Source organism: Solwaraspora sp. WMMD1047 (genome assembly GCF_029626155.1).
GTDB lineage: Bacteria > Actinomycetota > Actinomycetes > Mycobacteriales > Micromonosporaceae > WMMD1047.
This window is the reverse complement of sequence record NZ_JARUBL010000001.1, coordinates 99,354-120,279: the sequence shown is the minus strand read 5'-3', so window position 1 is coordinate 120,279 and position 20,926 is coordinate 99,354. Positions and strand designations below refer to the sequence as shown.

General features: G+C 70.3%; 19 protein-coding genes. 8 read left to right on the top strand and 11 right to left on the bottom strand.

The window, feature by feature from the left end; translation table 11 throughout:
* Positions 1-21: 21 nt before the first annotated feature.
* Genes O7627_RS00525 through O7627_RS00515 form a run of 3 tightly spaced genes read right to left on the bottom strand, consistent with a single transcriptional unit; the run spans position 22 to position 3,640 of the window.
* Positions 22-1,056 (bottom strand): ketoacyl-ACP synthase III family protein, encoded by a 1,035-nt coding sequence (locus tag O7627_RS00525; protein ID WP_278091523.1) that lies wholly within the window; start codon positions 1,054-1,056, stop codon positions 22-24.
* Positions 1,057-1,058: 2 nt separating this feature from the next.
* Entirely contained in the window at positions 1,059-2,363 is a 1,305-nt protein-coding gene (locus O7627_RS00520; protein WP_278091522.1) for an activator-dependent family glycosyltransferase, read from the bottom strand.
* 26 nt (positions 2,364-2,389) lie between these two features.
* A complete protein-coding gene (locus tag O7627_RS00515) occupies positions 2,390-3,640 on the bottom strand; it encodes an activator-dependent family glycosyltransferase (protein ID WP_278091521.1) in 1,251 nt (416 codons plus the stop codon).
* A 250-nt stretch (positions 3,641-3,890) separates the two neighbouring features.
* Here O7627_RS00515 and O7627_RS00510 point away from each other — a divergent pair, with 250 nt between their 5' ends.
* Together O7627_RS00510 and O7627_RS00505 are read left to right on the top strand one after the other, a co-directional pair.
* On the top strand, positions 3,891-5,159 hold the full coding sequence (locus O7627_RS00510; RefSeq protein ID WP_278091520.1) for an activator-dependent family glycosyltransferase: 1,269 nt from the start codon (positions 3,891-3,893) through the stop codon (positions 5,157-5,159).
* A gap of 15 nt (positions 5,160-5,174) precedes the next feature.
* Positions 5,175-6,488: an activator-dependent family glycosyltransferase gene (locus O7627_RS00505; protein ID WP_278091519.1), complete on the top strand. Its 1,314-nt coding sequence runs from the start codon at positions 5,175-5,177 to the stop codon at positions 6,486-6,488.
* A gap of 80 nt (positions 6,489-6,568) precedes the next feature.
* Here O7627_RS00505 and O7627_RS00500 read toward each other — a convergent pair whose 3' ends face one another.
* Positions 6,569-7,795 (bottom strand): class I SAM-dependent methyltransferase, encoded by a 1,227-nt coding sequence (locus O7627_RS00500; protein WP_278091518.1) that lies wholly within the window; start codon positions 7,793-7,795, stop codon positions 6,569-6,571.
* Positions 7,796-8,126: 331 nt separating this feature from the next.
* Between O7627_RS00500 and O7627_RS00495 the strand changes: the two genes are divergently transcribed.
* From O7627_RS00495 to O7627_RS00475, 5 genes are read left to right on the top strand one after another with little or no spacing between them, the layout of a single operon-like run.
* A complete protein-coding gene (locus O7627_RS00495) occupies positions 8,127-8,621 on the top strand; it encodes a GNAT family protein (RefSeq protein WP_278091517.1) in 495 nt (164 codons plus the stop codon).
* Positions 8,622-8,658: 37 nt separating this feature from the next.
* Positions 8,659-8,964 (top strand): hypothetical protein, encoded by a 306-nt coding sequence (locus O7627_RS00490; RefSeq protein ID WP_278091516.1) that lies wholly within the window; start codon positions 8,659-8,661, stop codon positions 8,962-8,964.
* On the top strand, positions 8,965-9,444 hold the full coding sequence (locus O7627_RS00485) for an FdtA/QdtA family cupin domain-containing protein (protein ID WP_278091515.1): 480 nt from the start codon (positions 8,965-8,967) through the stop codon (positions 9,442-9,444).
* Positions 9,441-10,559 (top strand): DegT/DnrJ/EryC1/StrS family aminotransferase, encoded by a 1,119-nt coding sequence (locus O7627_RS00480; protein WP_278091514.1) that lies wholly within the window; start codon positions 9,441-9,443, stop codon positions 10,557-10,559. The genes O7627_RS00485 and O7627_RS00480 overlap by 4 nt, the downstream gene beginning before the upstream one ends.
* A 39-nt stretch (positions 10,560-10,598) precedes the next feature.
* The gene (locus O7627_RS00475) at positions 10,599-11,957 is read left to right on the top strand and encodes a cation:proton antiporter (protein ID WP_278091513.1); all 1,359 of its coding nucleotides are present in this window, start codon (positions 10,599-10,601) and stop codon (positions 11,955-11,957) included.
* A 70-nt stretch (positions 11,958-12,027) separates the two neighbouring features.
* Here O7627_RS00475 and O7627_RS00470 read toward each other — a convergent pair whose 3' ends face one another.
* The 7 genes from O7627_RS00470 to O7627_RS00440 are packed head-to-tail and all read right to left on the bottom strand — an operon-like array spanning position 12,028 to position 19,472.
* Positions 12,028-13,380 carry an NAD(P)/FAD-dependent oxidoreductase gene (locus tag O7627_RS00470; RefSeq protein WP_278091512.1) on the bottom strand — a complete coding sequence of 451 codons (1,353 nt, stop codon included), beginning with the start codon at positions 13,378-13,380 and terminating at the stop codon, positions 12,028-12,030.
* Positions 13,373-13,693 (bottom strand): acyl carrier protein, encoded by a 321-nt coding sequence (locus tag O7627_RS00465; protein WP_278091511.1) that lies wholly within the window; start codon positions 13,691-13,693, stop codon positions 13,373-13,375. Before O7627_RS00465 ends, O7627_RS00470 begins: the two co-directional genes overlap by 8 nt.
* Positions 13,694-13,747: 54 nt before the next feature.
* Positions 13,748-14,737 (bottom strand): NAD-dependent epimerase/dehydratase family protein, encoded by a 990-nt coding sequence (locus O7627_RS00460; protein WP_278091510.1) that lies wholly within the window; start codon positions 14,735-14,737, stop codon positions 13,748-13,750.
* Between the two features lie 5 nt (positions 14,738-14,742).
* Positions 14,743-16,095 (bottom strand): nucleotide sugar dehydrogenase, encoded by a 1,353-nt coding sequence (locus tag O7627_RS00455; protein ID WP_278091509.1) that lies wholly within the window; start codon positions 16,093-16,095, stop codon positions 14,743-14,745.
* A 48-nt stretch (positions 16,096-16,143) separates the two neighbouring features.
* Positions 16,144-17,301, bottom strand: coding sequence for an ABC transporter permease (locus O7627_RS00450; RefSeq protein WP_278091508.1), 1,158 nt, complete (start codon positions 17,299-17,301; stop codon positions 16,144-16,146).
* Positions 17,298-18,500 carry an ABC transporter permease gene (locus tag O7627_RS00445; RefSeq protein ID WP_278091507.1) on the bottom strand — a complete coding sequence of 401 codons (1,203 nt, stop codon included), beginning with the start codon at positions 18,498-18,500 and terminating at the stop codon, positions 17,298-17,300. Before O7627_RS00445 ends, O7627_RS00450 begins: the two co-directional genes overlap by 4 nt.
* Positions 18,501-18,530: 30 nt before the next feature.
* Complete coding sequence (locus O7627_RS00440) at positions 18,531-19,472, bottom strand: ABC transporter ATP-binding protein (protein WP_278091506.1); 942 nt, start codon at positions 19,470-19,472, stop codon at positions 18,531-18,533.
* 863 nt (positions 19,473-20,335) lie between these two features.
* Here O7627_RS00440 and O7627_RS00435 point away from each other — a divergent pair.
* Entirely contained in the window at positions 20,336-20,926 is a 591-nt protein-coding gene (locus tag O7627_RS00435; protein ID WP_278091505.1) for a GNAT family protein, read from the top strand.

Below are 20,926 nucleotides of genomic sequence, written 5' to 3'. Positions count from 1 at the left end.
TTCCGCCCTTCGTCGCGGTGGTCAGCTCGTCCACGGCGGGGTGTCGGTGATCCGTACCAGGGCACAGGAGACGGTCACCCCGGGCCCGACGCCGGCCATCAGTAGGTGGTCACCGGGCCGCAGCTCACCGGTGGCGAGCAGGTGGTCCAGCGCGATCACCTGGTCGCTGGCGCCGACGTGCCCGATGTCGCGGCCGTGCGTCCAGGTCGACCTGGACATCGGGATGCCGAGCGCGCCCATGCAGCGCTCCTCGACCGACTCCCGGCCCAGATTCGTGAAGGCGACCCGGGTGATGTCGTCGATGCCGATTCCGGCGGTGGCGCAGGCCCGCTCGACCACCTCGACCAGCTGCTGGTTGATCATGGCCCAGATCGCCCAGAGCTCCTCGTCGGCCATGGTCAGCTCGACGAACGCGTCGGTGCGGGCCGCGAAGTCCACCTGCCGGCCGGTGGTGACCCCGGGCGGGAAGAACTCCTCGCCGCGGCGGTGCAGCTCCTCGCCGGCCGCGATGGTCACCGACTCCACCGCCATCAGCTGGGCGAAGCTGGGCTGCGCGGTGAGCACCAGGGCACTCGCCCCGTCTCCCATGATCAGGTTCGGGCCGGTACGCCACCGGTCGATCAGCGGGGTGCCGAAGTTCTCCGCCGCCACGATCAGGATGTCCCGCCGCCGGGGGTCGCCGCGCAGATAGCCGGCGGCCAGCTCCAACGCGTTGAACATGCCGTTGCAGCCCTGCCGCACCTCGAGCGCCAGCACCTCGCCGCCGGTCAGGTGACGCTGCAGGTAGTAGTGCGGCAGCCAGCCGTCCGGACCCTGGTGCCAGACGTCCACGTAGAGCAGCAGCCCGAGGTTGTCGCCGCCGGACCCGTGTCGCTTCAGCGCGTCCTGGGCGGCGGCCAGGGCCAGCTCCGGCGCGGGCCGGTCGCCGGCCACCGCCGCCCCGCCGAGTTCGTGCAGCTCCGCCTTGTCCGGCGGGCAGAGCCCCTGCTCGATCGCGGTCTCGATGCTGACCAGCGGCGGGACCACCGAGCCCACGCCACCGATGAAGATCTCCATGGCTACTGGTTCCTCACCGGCCGCGCCCCGGCGGCCTCGACGTGGTATTTGGCGGTCAGTTCCTCGATCTGGGGAACGAGGTCGTTGGGGGTGGGTAGGGCGTGCATCTCCGCGGCGAGCCGGGCCGCGTTCGCCGCGTACCCGGGGTCGGTGGTCAGCCGCAGGACCGCCTCCCGGATCTTCGGCCCGGTCGCCTCCGCGTCGGTGATGGCGATGCCGGCCCCCTGCCGGGCCAGGTAGTCGGCCCGGACCCCACCGTCGAAGAAGCGCGGCACGATGAGCTGGGGTACGCCGCTGGTGAGGGTGGTCTGGTAGGTGCCGTTGCCGCCGTGGTGGATGACGGCGTTGCAGGTGGGGGCGAGGGCGTTCAGGGGTGCGAAGGGTACGACGTGGGTGTTGGTGGGGATGCGGAGTTGGTCGGCTTGGGTGGGTGGGAGGGTGGCGATGATGTCGAGGTCGAGGTCGTGGAGGTGGTCGAGGATTTCCTGGACGCTGATGGCGTAGCCGTCGAGGCGTTCGGTGGAGGAGACGCCGAGGGTGATGGCGATGCGGGGTTTGGTGGGTGGGGTGCGTAGCCAGGTGGGGATGGTTGATGGTCCGTTGTAGGGGATGTGGCGCATGGGGAGGTAGTGCAGGTCGAGGTCGAGGTTGAGGTGGGGGTCGTGGCGGAGTGAGTCGGGGGTGGTGTCGATGGTGAAGTGGCCGGTGGTCATCACTTCGGAGAACTCACCGCCGTACCGGCCCACCCGGGCGGCCAGCCACTGCTGGAAGACGTCCTCGCGCTGGTCGGCGGGCTGCTCCTCGCTCAGCTGGTGGAACCGCTGGCGCATCCGGGTGAAGAGGTCGACGCTCCACATCAGCCGGGCGTGCGGCACGCCGATCGCGGTGGCGGCGATCGGGCCGGCGAAGGTGAGCGGTTCCCAGATCACCAGCTCCGGGCGCCACTGCCGGCAGTAGGTGGTCAGGTCGTCAATCATCACGTCGTTGAAGACCCGCCACCACCAGAGCACCACCTGGCCGTAGCCCCACTGCAGGTGTTCCCAGGTGAGCACCTCCGGCCGGTCCTCGGCGAAGTCGAACCACTCCTCCGCCTCGGTGTCCTCGGTCGAGGACTGCTTGATGAACTCGTACAGCCGGTGGTCCTTGCCGACCGGGACGGCGGTGAGGCCGGCGCCGGTGATCACGTCGGTGAGTTCGGGCTGGCTGGCCACCCGCACCTCGTGCCCGGCGGTCTGCAACGCCCAGGCCAGCGGCACCATGGTCCAGAAGTGGGTCTTCTCCGCATAAGTCGCGAACAGGATCCGCACCGGTGCTCCTTCGGAAACTAAAGGGGTCAGCGGGTGAGCTTCTCGATCTGCGGCACCAGGTCGCACGGGCTGGGCAGGGCGCGCATCTCGTCGGCGAGCCGACCGGCGTTGCGGGCGAAGTCGGGCTCGTCCAACAGCCGCGACACCGCCGCCCGGACCGCCGGCCCGGTCACCTCGCCGGTGCTGATGGTCAGGCCGGCACCCTGCCCGGCAAGATAGTCGGCCAACGGCCGGCCCTGGAAGAAGAACGGCACGACAAGCTGCGGTACGCCGTGCACCAGCGTGGTGCAGAAGGTGCCGTTGCTGCCGTGGTTGATGACCGCGGCGCAGGTCGGGGCGAGCGCGTTCAGCGGCGCGAACGGCACCGCCCGGACGTTGTCCGGGATCGGGCCGAGTTGCTCCTGTTGCCGCTCCGGCAGAGTGGCGACCACCTCCACCGGCAGGTCGGCCAGGGCGCCGAGAATCTCCGGTACGGAGACGGCGTACCCGTCGAGGGTCTCGGTGGAGAACGTGCCGAGGGTGAGGGCGACGCGGGGTCGTTGCGGTGGGGTACGCAGCCAGGGCGGGACGACCGAGGTGCCGTTGTACGGGATGTAGCGCATCGGCAGGTAGCGGTGGTCCAGATCCAGGTCGAGCCGCGGGTCGTGACGCAGCGAGTCCGGCACGGTGTCGATGGTGAAGTGACCGGTGGTCATCACCTCGGAGAACTGGCCGCCGTACCGGCCGACCCGGGTGCCGAGCCAGTCGGCGAGCGGATCGCAACGCTGGTCGGCCGGTTGCTGCTCGCCCAGGCGCAGGAAGTGGCGGCGCATCCGGGTGAACAGGTCCACGCTCCACATGACCCGGGCGTGGGTGACGCCGATGGCGGTGGCCGCGATCGAACCGGCGTAGCTGACCGGTTCCCACAGCACCAGGTCCGGACGCCACCGTCGACACAATCCCACCAGGTCGTCGATCATCGGCTCATTGACCATGCGGAACCACCAGGACACCAGATCGCGGTAACCGGCGCTGAGGAATTCCCAGGTGAGTATCTCCGGGCGCTGTTCGGCGAAGTCGAACCGTACCCCGCGGCCGTCGATCCGCTTCATGATCTCGTAGAGACCGTGGTCGGCGCCGACCGGTGCGGCGGTCAACCCGGCGCCCGTGATGGCCTCGGTGAGCGCCGGCTGGCTGGCCACCATGACCTCGTGGCCGGCGTTCCGCAGCGCCCAGGCGAGCGGCACCATCCCCAGGAAATGTGTCTTCTCCGCATAGGTCGTGAACAGGATACGCAATGCCTTCCCCCTTACAGTGCGTCTCGGTCACGGTGACAGTTTTGCGCGAGCGGGAGAGCCAGAGCGGACGGTACTGGGCAACCGCCGGTAAACCAACCCGTGCCCGACATCCTGAAGGCGCCCTGAAACATTCCTGTGTGCCCGCGTTGGCAGGACGGATGGTTCGCCATATCCTGTTCTGCGCCGAGGATCTCCAGCCCCGCGACAACGCAGAATTGTCCCGTGTCGACAAACGCGTGAAGGCGAGTCCATGCGCATAATCTTCGCCACCTACTCCGAGAAGACGCATTTCTGGTCGATGGTGCCGCTCGCCTGGGCGCTGCGGAACGCCGGTCACGAGGTGGTGGTGGCCAGCCAACCGGCGCTCGCCGACGCGATCACCGCGACCGGGCTGACCGCCGTGCCGGTCGGCACCGACCACCGCTTCCACCAGGTGATGCGCCGGACCGGCCGGCTCACCCGGGACGACCCGCTGCCGTTCGACTTCGCCCGGCCGACGGAACAGTTGAGCTGGGAGTACCTGCGGGACGGGTACCGGCAGTTCGTGCCGTGGTGGTGCCGGCTGGTCAACGACACCATGGTCGATGACCTGGTCGGGTTCTGCCAGCGGTGGCGTCCGGACCTGGTGCTGTGGGAACCGGTCAGCTACGCCGGTTCGATCGCGGCCACCGCCATCGGCGTCACCCACGCCCGGGTCATGTGGAGCGTGGACCTGTTCACCCGGATGCGCCGCCACTTCCTGCGCCTGGGCGAGCAGCAACCGGCCGACCAGCGTTGCGATCCGCTCGCCGACTGGCTCGGCACCCGGGTCGGCCGGTACGGCGGCCAGTTCTCCGAGGTGATGACGACCGGGCACTTCACCATCGACACCGTGCCGGACTCGCTGCGTCACGACCCGCGGCTCGACCTGGATCTGGACCACCGCTACCTGCCGATGCGCTACATCCCGTACAACGGCACCTCGGTCGTCCCGCCCTGGCTGCGTACCCCACCGCAACGACCCCGCGTCGCCCTCACCCTCGGCACCTCCGGCAGCTCCGCCACGGAACGGCAGCACGGCCACGGGCCGTCCGCGGCCGAGATCCTGCGGGCCGTCGCGGCGCTGCCGGTCGAGGTGGTGGCGATGCTGCCGCCCAGCCAGCGCGACCAGCTCGAGGCGGTCCCGGACAACGTCCGACTGGTCGACTACGCCCCGCTCAACGTGCTCGCCCCGACCTGCGCCGCGGTCATCCATCACGGCGGCAACGGCACCTGGTCCACCACGCTGGTGCACGGGGTTCCGCAGCTCGTCCTGCCGAACATGTTCGATCTCTCGGTACGCGGCCGCTACCTGGCGGACCAGGGCGCCGGGCTGACCATGGAGAGCCACGAGGTGACCGCCGCCGCGATCGGGAGCGCGGTGGCGCGGCTGCTCGACGAGCCCGACTTCGCCCGCAACGCGGCCCGGCTCGCCGACGAGATGCGCGCCCTGCCCACCCCGCGCGACCTGGTGCCGCAGATCGAGAAGCTGACCTCTTAGTGCGAAGGAGCACCGGTGCGGATCCTGTTCGCCAGCTACGCGGAGAAGACCCACTTCCTCGGCATGGTGCCGCTGGCCTGGGCGTTGCAGACCGCCGGGCACGAGGTGCGGGTGGCCAGCCAGCCCGAACTCACCGACGTGATCACCGGCGCCGGCCTCACCGCGGTCCCGGTGGGCCGGAACCACAACCTGCACCTGGTGCTGCGGCAGTCGACCGCGCTCAGCCGGAACCTGGCCGCCCCGGGCACCGGGGTGTCGACGGACGAGGACGCGGACTTCGACTTCGCGGAGAACCGGCCCGAGGTGCTCACCTTCGAGTACGTCCGGGACGGCTACCGGCACGCCGTGCCGTGGTGGTTCCGGCTGGTCAACCGGTCGATGGTCGAGGAGTTGACCGGGTACTGCCGGCAGTGGCGCCCGGACCTGGTGATCTGGGAACCGGTCACCTTCGCCGGCCCGATCGCCGCCACCGCGATCGGCGTGCCGCACGCCCGGCTGATGTGGAGCGTCGACCTCTTCGCCCGGATGCGGGGGCACCTGCACCGGCTCAACGCGGGGCAGGCCGCCGCTGACCGCGAGGACCTGCTCGCCGACTGGCTGTCCGAGCAGGTCGGCCGGCACGGCGGCCAGTTCTCCGAAGTGATGACCACCGGCCACTTCACCATCGACACCACCCCCGACTCACTCCGCCACGACCCCCACCTCAACCTCGACCTCGACCTGCACTACCTCCCCATGCGCCACATCCCCTACAACGGACCATCAACCATCCCCACCTGGCTACGCACCCCACCCACCAAACCCCGCATCGCCATCACCCTCGGCGTCTCCTCCACCGAACGCCTCGACGGCTACGCCATCAGCGTCCAGGAAATCCTCGACCACCTCCACGACCTCGACCTCGACATCATCGCCACCCTCCCACCCACCCAAGCCGACCAACTCCGCATCCCCACCAACACCCACGTCGTACCCTTCGCACCCCTGAACGCCCTCGCCCCCACCTGCAACGCCGTCATCCACCACGGCGGCAACGGCACCTACCAGACCACCCTCACCAGCGGCGTACCCCAGTTGACCTTTCCGCGCTTCTTCGACGGGGCGATCCGGGCCGACCACGTCGAGCGGCAGGGGGCCGGCATCACCATCACGAACGACGCGGCCACCGGGCCGAGGATCAGGCAGGCGGTGCAGCGGCTGCTGGGCGAGCCCGCGTTCGCCCACAACGCGGCCCGGCTCGCCGCGGAGATGCACGCCCTGCCCACCCCCAACGACCTCGTTCCCCAGATCGAGGAGCTGACCGCCAAGTACGGGTCCGGGGCGACCTGAGGGCCGGGGCTCGACAACAACGGCGCGGCCGGCCGCTCCGGGAGGAAGCGACCGGCCGCGCCGTGGCCGTCGGGGACGGGTCAGACGACCCGGACCTCGGGGACGTAGAGGATCCACTTGCCGCCGGCGTCCCGGAAGGCGTGCTCCTTCGCCATGATCTCCTCCGCGTGGTTCCACGCGAAGAGCAGCGCGTAGTCCGGGTACGGGTCGGCGAACCGCTCCGGCGGCAGCACCGGGATGTGCGAGCCCGGCATCAGCCGGCCCTGCTTGGCCGGGGTGGTGTCGCAGACGAACGCGACCGACTCCGGCCCGATGCCGCAGAAGTTGGTGACGGTGGCGCTCTTCGCGGTCGCGCCGTAGCCGACCACCCGCTTGCCCTCCTGGCGCAGCCGGGCCAGCAGCGCGACCAGGTCGTTGCGGATGCCCTGCACGCTGTCGGCGAACCGGTGCAGGGTCGCGGTCGAGGCGATCCCCGCCGCCCGCTCCTCGGCCAGCAGCTCGACCACCGACGACGACGGCCGGCGGCTGCCGGCCGGGGCCAGCGTGTAGCGCACCTCGCCGCCGTGCACCGGCAGCCGCTCCACATCCACCAGCTCCAGCCCGTACCGGGCGGCCATGGCGTGCACCGACCGGGCGGTGAAGAAGAAGAAATGCTCGTCGTAGACCTGGTCGAACGAGGTCCGCTCGACGATGTCGGCGAAGTACGGATCCTCGAAGACGAAGACCCCGGTCGGCGCGAGCAGCGCGCCGACACCCCGGAAAACCGACTCGATGTACGGGATGTGGCAGAGCGTGTTGGCGGCGTAGATGACGTCCGCCCGGCCGTCGGCCGCGGCGATCTCGGTGGCCGTGGACTCCTCGAAGAACGCGTTGCGGACCCGGATTCCCTTGCCGGCGGCCATCTCGGCCACCCCGCCGGAGGGCTCGACGCCGAGGTGCCGCACGCCCGCCTCGGCGAGCACCTTGAGCATCACCCCGTCGTTGCAGCCGAGCTCCACCACGAACGGGTCCGGGCCGGTCAGTTCGGTGGCGAGAAACCGTTCGGCGACCGCCTCGAAGTGCTTGCGCATGACCGAGGAGCCGGAGGAGACGTACGGATAGTCCGCGTGGAACATCCGGTCCCTCGGCACCTCCTCCATGAGCTGCACCATCGTGCAGCCGTCGCACATGCCGATAGCCAGCCGGAAGAAGAACTCGTCGGCGGTGTCACCGGGCCGGGGAAATGCGTCGGACAGCGGCTGCCGGCCGAAATCGAAGAACTCCTGAACAGTGCCCGCACAGACGCGGCACCGAGATGCGGCTGACATGTCAGACTCCTGATGTCCGCAGACCAGCAAAGGACCGGGCTGACGTTACACGGACGGCGACGCCGCGCTATAGGCCGCGCATCCAATCCCAACCGATACGCGATTTCGGCCCGGCTCGACGAATGACAGCGCACCGGAAGCGGCCTAGGCTGGCCCCGCCAACGAGCCACCTCGCGATTTCTCCACCCTCGGCGGGCGTCCCGCCGGCGGGACGTCGGCCGCCCGGTGGACGCGATCGCCGACGGTGGCCACCAGCGTCGAAGACGAGGTGCAGCCCGTGTTGTTTCCCTACCTGGCAACGAAACGAACGACCCTGCGTCCCACTCCCATCGTGAACGGGGAGCTCACCTACGACCTGCTGGAACAGGCGGGTCTGCAGAAGCTACCCGACCGGGACGATTTCATCTCGACGCACACCACCGCGATCGCGATGCAGTTCATGGTGGAGCAGCGCGGGGACGTCGTCGGCATCAGCTCACTGCGGCACCTGGACATGGCCGGCGGGCACGTGCGGGCCGACATATTCACCGACCCCTCGAAGGCGCGCCACGGCGTACCGATGGAGGTCATGTTCCTGACCGTGAACTACGCGTTCGCGATGTGGAATATCCGCAAGGTCTACTTCTGGACCCCCGATGACGGCTTCGGTAGTTTCGCGCAGGACCAACTGCTGATCCGCCGGGAAGGCACCCTCCCGGATCATCTGTTCACCGACGGTCAGCCCGCCGACATGCACATTTTCGCCATCTACCGTGACCAGTGGGACGAGCACGGCCTGCGGCTGCTGGAACGGCTCGTGCCGGCCGAGGCCACCGCCGCCGTGTGACGGCAGAGACTTTCATTCCAGGACCTGAGGAGGAGCCTTGACCAGCGCGCTCGAGGTTGTCCGGCAAGAAATCAACGAACAGGTACGCCAGCGGGCCACCGCGGTTCTGATGCTGACCTCGGGTGACCCGGAGGTCGAGGAGCCGAACGATCTCGGCGACCTCGACTCGTTCTCGGTCGTCCAGCTCATTTTGTCCCTTGAGGACTACTACCAGGTGTCGCTGCTGGAGGACATGCCGACCTTCGAGGGGAAGACCTTCGAGGACCTCACCGAGTTCGTGATCGAGCGGATCGACCGCCAGGAGGCGGCAGCCGAGGCGAACAAGGCCGGGACGGCCGGCTAGATGAGCACCCACACCACCGGTACGCCGGCCATCCACACCGGGGCGGTCGAGCCGGGCATCGTCGTCGGCCGGATCGACCCGTGCCGGATCGTCGACCTGCCGCAGTTCGACGATGCCCGGGGCAGTCTCTGCGTGGTGGAGACGGGCAAGGACATCGACTTCGTCGTCAAGCGCGCCTACTACATGTTCGACATCCCGGACGGCGCCGCCCGGGGGGCGCACGGGCACCGCCGGCTGCGGCAGCTCATCATCGCGGTGCACGGCCGGTTCGAGGTGGTCGTCGACGACGGCTTCAACCAGAACCGGTTCGTGCTGGACCACCCGAGCAAGGGTCTCTACATGGGTCCGATGGTCTGGCGCGACATGATCAACTTCTCGCCGGGCACGGTCGGTCTCTGGCTGGTCGCCGACCACTACGACGAGGCCGAGTACTACCGGGACTACGACGAGTTCCTCCGCGACGCGCGGAGCCTGTCGTGAGGGTTCCGTTCCTGGACCTGCGCGCCGCGTACCTCGAACTGCAGGGCGAGATCGACGCCGCGGTGGCCCGGGTGCTCGCCTCCGGCTGGTATCTCGCCGGGCCGGAGATCGAGGCGTTCGAGGCCGAGTTCGCCAGCTACTGCGACAACCGGCACTGCGTCGCGGTGGCCAGCGGCTCGGACGCCCTGGAGCTGACCCTGCGCGCCCTGGACATCGGCCCGGGCGACGAGGTGATCGTCCCCTCGCACACCTTCATCGCGACCTGGACGGCGGTCAGCGCCACCGGCGCCCGGCCGGTCCCGGTCGAGCCGGACGAGGTCACCTACCTGATCGACCCGGCCCGGATCGAGGCCGCGGTCACTGGCCGCACCCGGGCCATCATGCCCGTACACCTCTATGGCCAGCCGGTCGACCTGGAGGCGGTCGTCGCGGTGGCCGACCGGCACGGCCTGGCCGTGGTGGAGGACGCCGCGCAGGCGCACGGCAGCCGCTACCGCGGCCGGCGGATCGGCTCCGGCACCACCGCGACCGCGTTCAGCTTCTACCCCGGCAAGAACCTCGGGGCGCTCGGCGACGGCGGCGCGGTGGTCACCGCCGACCCGGAGCTGGCGGACCGGCTCCGGCTGCTGCGCAGCTACGGCTCCCGGGTGAAGTACCGGCACGAGATCCGGGCCACCAACCACCGGCTGGACGAGCTGCAGGCGGCGGTGCTGCGGGTGAAGCTGGCCCGGCTGGACGAGTGGAACGACCGCCGCCGGCAGGTCGCGGACCGTTACCTCACCGAGTTGACCGGGTTCGCCGACCTCACCCTGCCGACGGTCGCCGCCTGGTCCGACCCGGTCTGGCACCTCTTCGTGCTACGCACCCCGGACCGTCAGCAGCTACAGGAACGGCTCTCCGCGGCCGGCGTCGACACGCTCATCCACTATCCGGTGGCGCCGCACCGCACGCCCGCGTACGCCGACACCCCGCTGGCGGCCGGGGCATACCCGATCGCCGAGCGCCTCGCCGACCAGGTGCTCAGCCTCCCGATGGGACCGCACCTGTCGGCCGAGGCGGTCACCGCGGTGGTCCGGGCGGTCGGCGCGTCGGCCGGACTCGCCGCCGCAAGGTAGGCCGCCGGCTGCCGGCCCGCGCCGGCGGGGAGGACGATCGTGTACGCGTTGGGCCCGGCTACCCCGCTCTCGTCCCATCAGCTCTCGCTCTTCCTGCTGCAGCTGACCATGCTGCTGCTGCTCGCGCTCTGCCTGGGCCGGCTCGCGGCGCTGGTCCGGCTCCCGACCGTGGTCGGCGAGCTGCTCGCCGGCCTGGTCCTCGGCCCGTCCCTGCTCGGCCACCTTGCGCCGGGCGTGGCCGACTGGCTGACCCCGCCGGAGCCGACCCAGCTGCACCTGCTGGACGCCGTCGGCCAACTCGGCGTCCTGCTGCTGGTGGCGGTGACCGGGGCGCACCTGGACGTCAAGATGCTGCGGCGCCGCCGCTGGGCGGTCGGGTGGGTGAGCCTCGGCGGGCTGCTCGTACCGCTGGGCCTGGGTGTGGCGGTGGCGTTCGCGCTGCCCGACCGGCTGGTTCCGGAGACCGTGGACCGGCCGGTCTTCGCCTTCTTTCTCGGCATCGCGCTGTCGGTGAGCGCGATCCCGGTGATCGCGAAGATCCTCGGCGACCTGAACCTGCTGCACCGCGACGTCGGCCAGCTCACCATCGCGGCGGCGATGGTGAACGACGCGGTCGCCTGGTTCCTGCTCTCCATCGCCTCGGCGCTGGCCACCGTCGGCGTGCAGCTGGGGCTGATCGGCCGCTCCGTGCTCTACCTGCTGGGCTTCGCGGCGCTGGCGGTCTTCGTGCTCCGCCCGGCGATGCGCTGGACGCTGCGTCAGGCGGCCCGCACCGGCGAGCCCGGCGCCACCGTCACCGTCGTGGTCATCTTCGTGCTGGGCTGTAGCTGGGCCACCCACGCCCTCGGGCTGGAGGCCATCTTCGGCGCCTTTCTCGCGGGCGCGGTGATCGGCTCGCCCGGCGTCACCGACCTGCGTATGCTCGCACCGCTGCGGCTCGTGGTGCTCGCCGTCCTGGCCCCGCTCTTCCTGGCCACCGCCGGGCTGCGGATGGACCTGACCGCGCTCGCCGATCCGACCGTGTTGCTGGCCGCCGTCGCCGTGACGCTCGTCGCCGTCGCGGGCAAGCTGATCGGCGGCTACCTGGGCGCCCGGGCCAGCCGACTGTCGCACTGGGAAGGGCTGGCGCTGGGCGCCGGGCTGAACGCCCGCGGGGTGGTCGAAGTGATCATGGCGTACGCCGGGCTGCGGCTCGGCGTGCTCAACACCGCCAGCTACACCGTGGTGGTGCTGGTCGCGGTGGTCACCTCGCTGATGGCGCCGCCGCTGCTGCGGGCCGCGATGCGGCGCGTCGAGACCACCGCCGACGAACGGCTGCGGGCGACCGAGCACGAGGTCTGGACGCTGCCGGCACCCGGCGCTCCCCCACCGCCCGAACCCGCCGAACGCACCGGCTGAGCTCCGGCACCCGCGACGAAGCGGGCCGCCGGACTCCCGAGGGAGCCGACGGCCCGAGCGGCGCCGTTGCCTAGAAGAGCGCGGCGGCTGCCGCGGACGCCTTCAGGTTGCCCAGACGGTTGTGCCACAGGTGGTTCGGGTCGGCCTCCACCGCCGCCACGAAGTCCCGCATCGCGGCCAGCGCCGGCGGCTCCTCGCCGTCGTACACGTCGCCCTGCAACATCCGAATCACGTCCTGGCGGTAGCGGGGGTCGTCGATGAAGGCGGTGAAGAGGATGTTCAGCCGGTAGTAGATCGAGATGAAGTCGTACCAGCTCGAAACGCCCCGGCGCAGGGTGTCGACGTAGGTGTCGAACCGGGGGCGCCGGAAGTCACCGGCCGCCGCGGCCGCGACGATGTCCTTGGCGGCGAACCGCGCGCTGTTCATCGCCACGCTGACCCCGCTGGAGAAGATCGGGTCGACGAACCGTGCCGCGTCGCCGATCAGCACCATCCCGTCGTCGGCGATCTTGCGCATGCCGTAGCTGTAGTCGCCCTCGGTCTTCAACGGCCGGAGCTGGGCGCACTGCTTCAACGCGCCCAACAGGTCCGGCCGGCTGGCCACCGAGTCCCAGAAGAACGTGTCCAGGTCGTCCTTTGCCGCCCGGAACCGCGCCCGCTGGGTCACCACCCCGATCGAGGTGATCGTGTCGGTGATCGGGATCTGCCACACCCAGGTGTCCTCAAGCGGCAGGAAGTGGACGTGGATGTAGTCCTCCTGCCCCGGCTGGCGAGCCAGCGCGGCCCGGTCCAGGCCCTCGAACCAGGTGTGGATCGCGTACTGGTTGAAGACCGGGTCCGGCACCTTGACCTTGAGCTGGCTGCCCAGCAGCGTGTGCCGGCCGCTCGCGTCGACCACCATCCGGACCGGCACCTCGGTGGTCCGGCCACCCACCCGGGCGTGCAGCACCGGCAGGTCCGGGTCGGCGAAGTCGACCCGGTTGACCCGGACCCCACAGAACAGCTTGGCGCCCAGCTCCTCGGCGTGCTTGAGCAGGATCAGGTCGAACTTGCCACGGTCGACGTGGAACGAGTACTCCCGGTCCACCTGCTCCTGGTCCCGCTCCTGGTAGCGGATCTCCGCCACACCCCAGCCGTGCGAGCTGACCTGGAAGTCCAGCGGCGAGGTGGGGCGGGTGTCGGCGGAGGTCCAGGCGGCGCCGTACTTGCGCGGGAAGCCGGCGCTCTCGATCTTCTCCATCGCGCCGATCTCCCGCAGCACCGGCGTGGTCGCCGGGACCAGCGACTCGCCGACGTGCTCCCGCGGGAAGACCTCGGACTCGAAGACCGCGACATTGAGCCCCGCCATCGCCAGGTAGGAGGCCATCGTGGAGCCGGCCGGGCCACCGCCGATCACGCCGACGTCGTACTCGTGGTCAGCCATGCTGGCCCCCGGCGCCGGCCGGCGCGGCCGCCGCCGCTTCACCCGCCGCTTCGCCCTGCAGCGAGACGACCAGGTCGGTGATGTTGTCGAGATTGCGGAAGTGCGAACCGGTCACCTTCGTCGGCGGCACCCGGACACCGAACTCGTCCCGCAGGTACGCGAGGAGCCGGGCGGTGCCCACCGAGTTGAGGATGCCCGACTCCAGCAGCGGCGTCTGGGCCGTCAACTCGGCCGCCTCCGCCTCGCCGAGCACCCGGGTCCGGAAGTAGTCGGTCAGTCTGCGCGCCACCTCGGCACGCTTGTCGTTCTCCATCTGTCTCTCTCCTGGAAGATCTGGCCGCGTCTTCTCCTGGAAGATCGGGTCTGGTCAGCCGGCTCCGCTGTCCGACTGCTCCAACCACCACGGGTTGGCGCGGGCCCAGTCGATCGTCTGCTGTAGACCCTCGCGCAGCTTGGTCCGGTGGTGCCATCCGAGAATCGAGTTGGCCTTGCTGGTGTCCGGGATCCGCCGCGGCAGGTCCTGGTACGACTCGCCGAACTTGCGCCCGGTGTCCAGCGGGACCACCTCCGACTCGGCCCCGGTGAGTTCGTTGATGAAGTCGACGGCCTGCTGGATCGAGGTCTCCTCGGCGCTGCCGATGTTGAAGCTCTCCCCGTCGGACTTCGGGTTGGTGCCGGCCTGCACGGTCGCGTCGATCACGTCCCCCACGTACGTGAAGGAGCGGGTCTGCCGGCCGTCGTCGTAGACCACCGGCGCCAGCCCGCGCAGCGCCCGGTGGATGCTGCGGCTGAGCACGAAGGCCGGCCGCTGGCGCGGTCCGTACAGGTTGAAGTAGCGGACGATCGACGCCCGCAGCTCACGCTGCCGGATGAAGGCGAAGGTGAGGTGCTCGGCCACCGCCTTGCTGGACGAGTAGCTCCACCGGTCGGTGGCGGTGGGGCCGAGCACCCGGTCGGCGTTCTCGGTCCACGGCACCGCCGGGTTCTTCCCGAAGACCTCGCTGGTGCTGGCGACCACCACCTTGGCGCCGGTCCGCACGGCCAGGTCGAGCACGTTCCTGGTGCCGAAGACGTTCACGTCGATCACGTCGATCGGACGGTGGATGTAGTGGTCCACGCCGACCAGTGCGGCCAGGTGGTAGACGATCTCCACCCCGTCGCTGATCGCCTCGGCCAACTGGGCCTGATCACAGATGTTGCCCTGCACGTACCGGTCGGCCTTTGCCGTACCGTCCCGGCCGTCGTCCGTCGGCGTGCCGCAGTCGAACGCGATCACCTCGTCGCCCCGCTCGGCGAGCGTCTCGACGAGGTGCCCGCCGACAAAGCCGCGCGCGCCGGTCACCACAACCTTGGCCATTGCGCCTACCTCCCAATTCCGCGGTAGATGAAGCCCGACCGCCGCAGCTCTTCGATGCGATCCCTGGTGAAATAGGCGCGGCCGTCGATCAGGACGCACGGGCTGGCCACCCGGCGCCGCAGTTCCGTGAAGTCGATCTCGTTGAACGCGCGGTGCCAGGCGAGGACCGCCAGACAGTCCGCACCCTGGACCGCGTCGGCGAGCGAACCGGTCGGGGCGAGCCCGAAGGTCTTCTCCGCGTCGTCCGGGTCGGCCAGCGGATCGAAGATGCTGACCTCGGCACCGGCCTCCCGCAGCGCCGCCACGACCGGTTGGGTCGGGGTGGCCCGCAGGTCGCCGGTGTCGTTCTTGAACGCCACGCCGAGCACCGCCACCCGGGCCCCGGCCAGCGGCCGGTCCTGCCGGGCCAGCTCGGCGGCGATCAGGTCGAAGGTGTAGCCCGGCATCGAGTCGTTCACCTCGCGGGCCACCGGCACGGTCCGCACCTCGACCCCGAGTTCCTGCCCGGACCGCCAGACCATCCACGGGTCCTTGGTCAGGCAGGAGCCGCCCACCCCGACGCTGGGCAGCAGGATGTTGACGTTCCCGTTCCCCTTGGGGATCGAGTTGGCCGCCGAGATGACGTCCAGCACGTCCACCTCCAGCGCCGAGCAGACCTGGGCCAGCTCGTTGGCCAGCGCGATGTTGTGGTCGATCCACCAGTTGTCGGCGAGCTTGACCATCTCGGCCGCCTCGATGGAGCTGCAGGTGATCACCTCGACCCCGATTCCCCGCCGCCAGAAGGCGGCGGCGGCCGCGGCGCTGTCGGCGCACCAGCCGCCCACCACGATCGGGAAGCTGCGCAGCTCGCGCAGGGCCACCCCCTCGGAGAGCCGTTCCGGGCAGAAGGCGAGGCCGAAGTCCTCCCCGCAGCGCAGCCCGCCCTGCTCCAGCAGCCCGACGACCAGCTTGCGGGTCATCCCCGGCGGCACCGTGCTCTTGAAGATGAGCAGCTGCCCGGGGCGGATGTGCCGGCTCAGCTCCTCGCAGGCGCCGCGGAGCTGGGTGTCGGCCAGCACCCCGCCGGCGTGGATCGGCGTGCCGACCGCGACGATCACCACGTCCGCCTCGGCGACCGGCTGGTAGCTGGTGCTCAGCCGCAGTCGGGAGGTGCCCGACCAGCGGCCGATCAGCTCCGGCAGCCCGGTCTCCCGGAACCGGCATTCGCCGCGGGAGAACTCCTCGATCAGGGTGGCGTCGACGTCGATCCCGATCACGTCGATGCCGCCGTCGGCGAGCGTGGCGGCCACGCAGGAACCGACGTAGCCGAGGCCCACGACCGCGGCGGTGAGGTTCTCTTCATCGGGTAGGAAACGCATGTCAGCTCCATTCGGCGGTCCGGTCACGGCGGTGGGTGGCCCCACCGGTCACCTGGTCAGGACAGTGCGCAGCCGCCAGAGGCCGAGGGCGAAGAGCACCAAGGCGTAGCCGGTGAGGATGCCGAGCTCGGGCAGGATGCCGCCGATCCCGGCGTCCCGCCGGACCAGCTCGACGAAGGCGTCGTAGCCCCACGCGTGCGGGGTGATGTGCGCGACCGTGCGCATCGTGTCGCCGAACGACTCCAGGTGCAGCATCGTGCCGCCCAGCGCGCCCAGCCCCAGCCCGAGCACCGGCGCGAGCGCGACCGCCGCTCCCTCGTCCCGCACCAGCGCGCCGAGCAGCGTCGCGGCACCGCTGCCGACCAGGGCGAACGCGGACAGCAGCGCGGACGCGGCGAGCGGGTCTCCCCAGTCGACGCCGAACAGCAGAGCCGAGCCGAGCATGATGATCAGGCCCTGGGTGAGGGCGACGATGAGCCGGCCGGCGGCCTCCCCGATCATGATCGTCCGCAGCCTGGTGGGGGTGGCGTACATCCGCCGGGAGACTCCCGACCGCCGGCTCTGCACCAGGCCCACCGCCGCGGTCAGCGAGGTGAGGAAGATGAACAGCAGCAGCAGCGGTGGCGCCGAGACGTTGAACTGGCTGAACCCGGGCGGGAACAGCGCCTCGCCGGTGGTGGTGACGGCGACGTCGATGCCGGCCACCGGGGCCGACTCGGCCGCCGCCAGCCGGTCGTCGAACGAGCCGGCGCCCTCGGCCACGCCGAACTGTGCCCCGCGCAGCAGCGCCGCCTCCTGCGGGACGACCGAGCGGACCCAGACGCCGACGTCCTGCGCCGCCTGGTCCTCGGGGCGGGTCAGGTAGCGCAGCCCGACCTGGTCGCCGGCCCGCAGGTCCGCGTCGTACCCGGGCGGAATGATCAGGCCGGCGTGCAGGTCGCCCCGCTCCACGGCGGCCCGTAACTGCGCCTCGTCGGCGGCCGGCTCGACGACGATCCGGTCCCCGGCGCCGAGCGCGGTGACCAGCCGGTCGGCGAGCGGTCCGTCCGCACCGCCCACCACCCCGAGCCGGAGCTGCTGCCCGCCGCCGAAGAGCAGCCCGATGACGAAGATCATCATGAACGGCACGACCAGCACGAAGAAGATGTTGTTCCGGTCCCGGAAGAGCCTGCGCAGGCTCAGCATCCCGATGGCCAGGGCCTTCATGAGCGGACCAACCTTCCCGCCCGCAGCAGGGCGATCCCCGCGCCGGCCAGCGCGAAGCAGAGCAGGACCGTGACCGGCAGCAGTACGGCGTCGACGGAACCGCCGCCCGCCAGCTCGGCCAGGCCACTGAGGAACCAGCGGTGCGGCGTGAGATAGCTGATCTCGGCCAGCCCGCCGAGCTGGGCCACCGGGAAGAGCGCACCGCCGAGCACGCCGAGCACCATGGCGATCGCCGACTGCCAGTTGGAGGCCTGTTCGGAGGTGCGGGCGTAGACCGCGACGACGGACATGATCCCGGTGGCGGCGAGCACGCCCGCGACGATCAGCGCCGCGACCCCCAGCGGGTCACCCCAGCTCGCGCCGAGCAGCAGGGTGGAGGCGACCACCAGGACCGCCATGCTGGCCACCCCGATCAGCACGCCGCTGGCCAGCTTCCCCAGCAGGATCGCCGGCGGCCGGATCGGGGCGGCGAGCAGCCTCGGCAGGGTGCCGCCGGCCCGTTCGTCCAGGATGCCGGTGACGGTGAACAGCAGCGAGAAGAAGAGGAAGAAGAAGGCCATTCCGGCCGCGTAGTAGGTCCGCGAGTCCAGCTCCCGGGTGGCGGCCGAAGAGTCCTCGGTCACCCCGACCGGCGCCGGCAGGGCGGCGGCCCGCTCGGCCAGCGCGGCGGCCGGGTCGGGCTGCCCCGCGGCCCCGGGTCCGCCGGTCGCCTCGGGCGACGGGCCGGCAGCCGGGTCGCCGGCCTGGCCGGCGGCCGCCACCGCGAGCGCGACGCCGCGCTTGTCTGCGGCGTACGCGGCGCCGATCTCACGCGCCACCTGGACCGCGATGGCGGAGTCGACGTTGCCGATCACCCGCAGGGTGGCCGGGCGGCCGGCCTCCACATCGGCGGTGAACCCGGCCGGGATGACGAAGGCGGCCTCGATCTCCCGGTTCTCGACGAGCCGGTCGCCCTCGTCAGGAGACCCGATGGTGCGGAGGCTGATCACCCCGTCGCGCTCCAGCGGGCGCAGGGTCTGTTCGGTGAACTGGCGGGCCAGTTCACCACCGTCCTGGTCGGCCACCGCGTACCGGGCGGTGAACCGCTCGCCGGCGTCGCCGAGCACCAGGTTGAAGATGAAGGCCAGGCCGAGCGGCAGCGCCACCGCGAAGACGATCAGCCCGCTGTTGCGAAGGTGTTGGCGAAGGTCCTTCGCCATAATGATCATGCTGGCCCGCATCGTCGCCCCTCAGTCCCGCAGGGCCTTGCCGGTGAGCTGCAGGAAGACCGCCTCCAGGTTGGGCTCCCGCACCTCCACCGAGCGCACCGCCGCGTCGGCGCGGCTGACCGCCTCCAGGAGCTGCGGCAGCGCGGCCCGGGCGTCGTCGACGAGCAGGTCGATCGTCGTCTCGTCGGCGCTGGCCTGGGCCACGGCCGGCAACCCGGTCAGCGTCACCAGGGCCTGCTCCGCGTTCCCGTCGACGTCGAGGACCACCTGGTCGTGTTCCTTGACCAGTCCGACGAGTTCCCGCCGGGTGCCCTCCGCCTTCAATCGGCCGCCGTCGATGATTCCCACCCGGTCGCAGAGGCGCTCGGCCTCCTCCATGTAGTGGGTGGTGTAGAGCACCGCGACCCCCTCGCCGGCCAGCCGGCGGACACTCTCCAGGATCGCGTTGCGGCTCTGCGGGTCCACTCCGGCGGTCGGTTCGTCCAGCACCAGCAGGCGGGGCTGGTTCAGCAGGCCGACCGCGATGTTCAGCCGGCGGGCCATCCCACCCGAGTACTTGCCGACCGCCTCGTCGGCCCGATCGGCCAGCCCGACCGTGTCGAGCACTTCGTTGATCTTGCCGGTCGCCGAGCCGCGGGGCAGCCCGTAGAGCTGACCGAAGAACCGGAGATTCTCCCGGGCGGTGAGCTCCGGATAGAGCGCCAATTCCTGCGGGACGTAGCCGATGAGCGCCTTGCTGGCGAGGTTGCCGACGTGATGATCGTGCCCGTCGATTCGCACCTCGCCGGAGTCCCGGCCCAGAATCCCCACGATCATCGAGATCGTCGTGGTCTTTCCGGCGCCATTGGGACCGAGTAGGCCGTAGGTCTCACCGGCCGCGATCGAAAACCCGATCTCATCGACCGCCACCAGTTCACCGAACGCCTTGCGTAATCCCTCACAAACAAGAATGGCGTCGCTCATGCCGCACAGTTGACCACGGACCCGCAAGGCACACAAGCCATCCCGGACTTCCTGCGATTGACATTGTCGCGCACACCACCCGCACGCGTGCACGCGTGCGGAAACACAAATTTCGCCGCCCGGAGGACGGCGACAGCGGTAGGGCGGGCGGTGGCGTGGGAGGCCGCCGAAGCGACCTCCCACGCACAGACTCAGCAGCCCGAGCTCTCGAGGCTCTGCGGCAGCTGGTCGTACTCCGGCGCAGCCTCGATCTCCTGCAGCTCCAGCACGTTGATCAGATCCATGGTGACACCTCCCTCCTTGGACTCGGCAGATCTCCTGGTTGGAGACCCGGGTCGCGTGCCTCGCCGGGAGCGCGTCCGCGCTCTCCGGCGGGCCAAAATTGTTGGTCGGAAAAGTAGAAGCTGAATGGCTCGACGGCACAGAACATACTCGTGAAGCGCTAACCGTTTCGACACCTGAAGGCCGAGAAAGCAATTACGTATGCTGCCGCTGACAATAACCACCGCCGCCAGCCGGAGGAGATGCTACGGCCGGTTCTGCCGCCCCGCAACCATCAATTCCGTCCGCTGTTCCGGGGTAGCTGAGAACTTTCGCTGGTCACCCTCGGGCGTCCCGCCGGCGAGACGCGCATGGGACGGGGTGGCGGGCCGCGACACCGTCACCTTGACCATCCCAGGGCACCGAACTAGCGTTCGGCGCACCAACGTCCCAAAGGCGGTCGGCAACCACCGCGATCGGCCTCGTCACCACATTTCTCTTCGAGGCTGGTCCGACTCCGGCGCGATTCGACGCCGGCAACTGCTGTCGAGACTCCCAGGCTCGATCCATCGCGGCCTGAACCGAGCGAAGGTGGCTTATCCATGCTCTCCCCCGATGTCGAGACCACTCCGGTCGTCCTGACCCCGTACGTCGAGACCCAGCGCGTCGTGCTCCGGCCGGCCGGGTCGGGCGACGGCGAGGCGGTCTACGACCTGCTGCTCCGGCTGGGTCTGCACAGCCTGCCGTCGATGGAGTCGTTCCTGAAGACCTTCGACCGCAACGCGGCGGCGATGTTCGCCATCCACCTGCGGCACAACGACGAGCTGATCGGCTTCGGGTCGCTGCAGCAACTCGACCGCAACGGCCACATCCAGGTCGGGATCTTCACCGACGTGGCCAAGGCCCGCTACGGCATCGGCGGCGAGGCGATGATGCTGCTGGTCAACTACGCCTTCGCCAGCTGGGACCACCTGCGCAAGGTCTACTTCCTGACCACCGAGGCCAGCCTCGACAGCTTCGGCTCCGCGCTCGGGACGATCCCGAAGGAGGCCACCCTGCCGCAGCACTCCTACTTCGCCGGGAAGCTGTGGGACCTGCACTGGTACGCGGTCTACCGGGCCACCTGGGAGCAGATCGGCGCGACCGTGCTCGCCCGGTTGGTCCAGGGTCCGCAGTACCTGGCGAACGCCTGA

Excerpts from the sequence above, each read along its gene's own strand:
- O7627_RS00465 (WP_278091511.1), bottom strand. The coding sequence starts at position 13,693 with ATGGAGAACGACAAGCGTGCCGAGGTGGCGCGCAGACTGACCGACTAC.
- O7627_RS00445 (WP_278091507.1), bottom strand. The coding sequence starts at position 18,500 with ATGGCGAAGGACCTTCGCCAACACCTTCGCAACAGCGGGCTGATCGTC.
- O7627_RS00440 (WP_278091506.1), bottom strand. The coding sequence starts at position 19,472 with ATGAGCGACGCCATTCTTGTTTGTGAGGGATTACGCAAGGCGTTCGGT.
- O7627_RS00435 (WP_278091505.1), top strand. The coding sequence starts at position 20,336 with ATGCTCTCCCCCGATGTCGAGACCACTCCGGTCGTCCTGACCCCGTAC.
- O7627_RS00500 (WP_278091518.1), bottom strand. The coding sequence starts at position 7,795 with ATGTCAGCCGCATCTCGGTGCCGCGTCTGTGCGGGCACTGTTCAGGAG.
- O7627_RS00470 (WP_278091512.1), bottom strand. The coding sequence starts at position 13,380 with ATGGCTGACCACGAGTACGACGTCGGCGTGATCGGCGGTGGCCCGGCC.
- O7627_RS00460 (WP_278091510.1), bottom strand. The coding sequence starts at position 14,737 with ATGGCCAAGGTTGTGGTGACCGGCGCGCGCGGCTTTGTCGGCGGGCAC.
- O7627_RS00510 (WP_278091520.1), top strand. The coding sequence starts at position 3,891 with ATGCGCATAATCTTCGCCACCTACTCCGAGAAGACGCATTTCTGGTCG.
- O7627_RS00455 (WP_278091509.1), bottom strand. The coding sequence starts at position 16,095 with ATGCGTTTCCTACCCGATGAAGAGAACCTCACCGCCGCGGTCGTGGGC.
- O7627_RS00525 (WP_278091523.1), bottom strand. The coding sequence starts at position 1,056 with ATGGAGATCTTCATCGGTGGCGTGGGCTCGGTGGTCCCGCCGCTGGTC.
- O7627_RS00485 (WP_278091515.1), top strand. The coding sequence starts at position 8,965 with ATGAGCACCCACACCACCGGTACGCCGGCCATCCACACCGGGGCGGTC.
- O7627_RS00450 (WP_278091508.1), bottom strand. The coding sequence starts at position 17,301 with ATGAAGGCCCTGGCCATCGGGATGCTGAGCCTGCGCAGGCTCTTCCGG.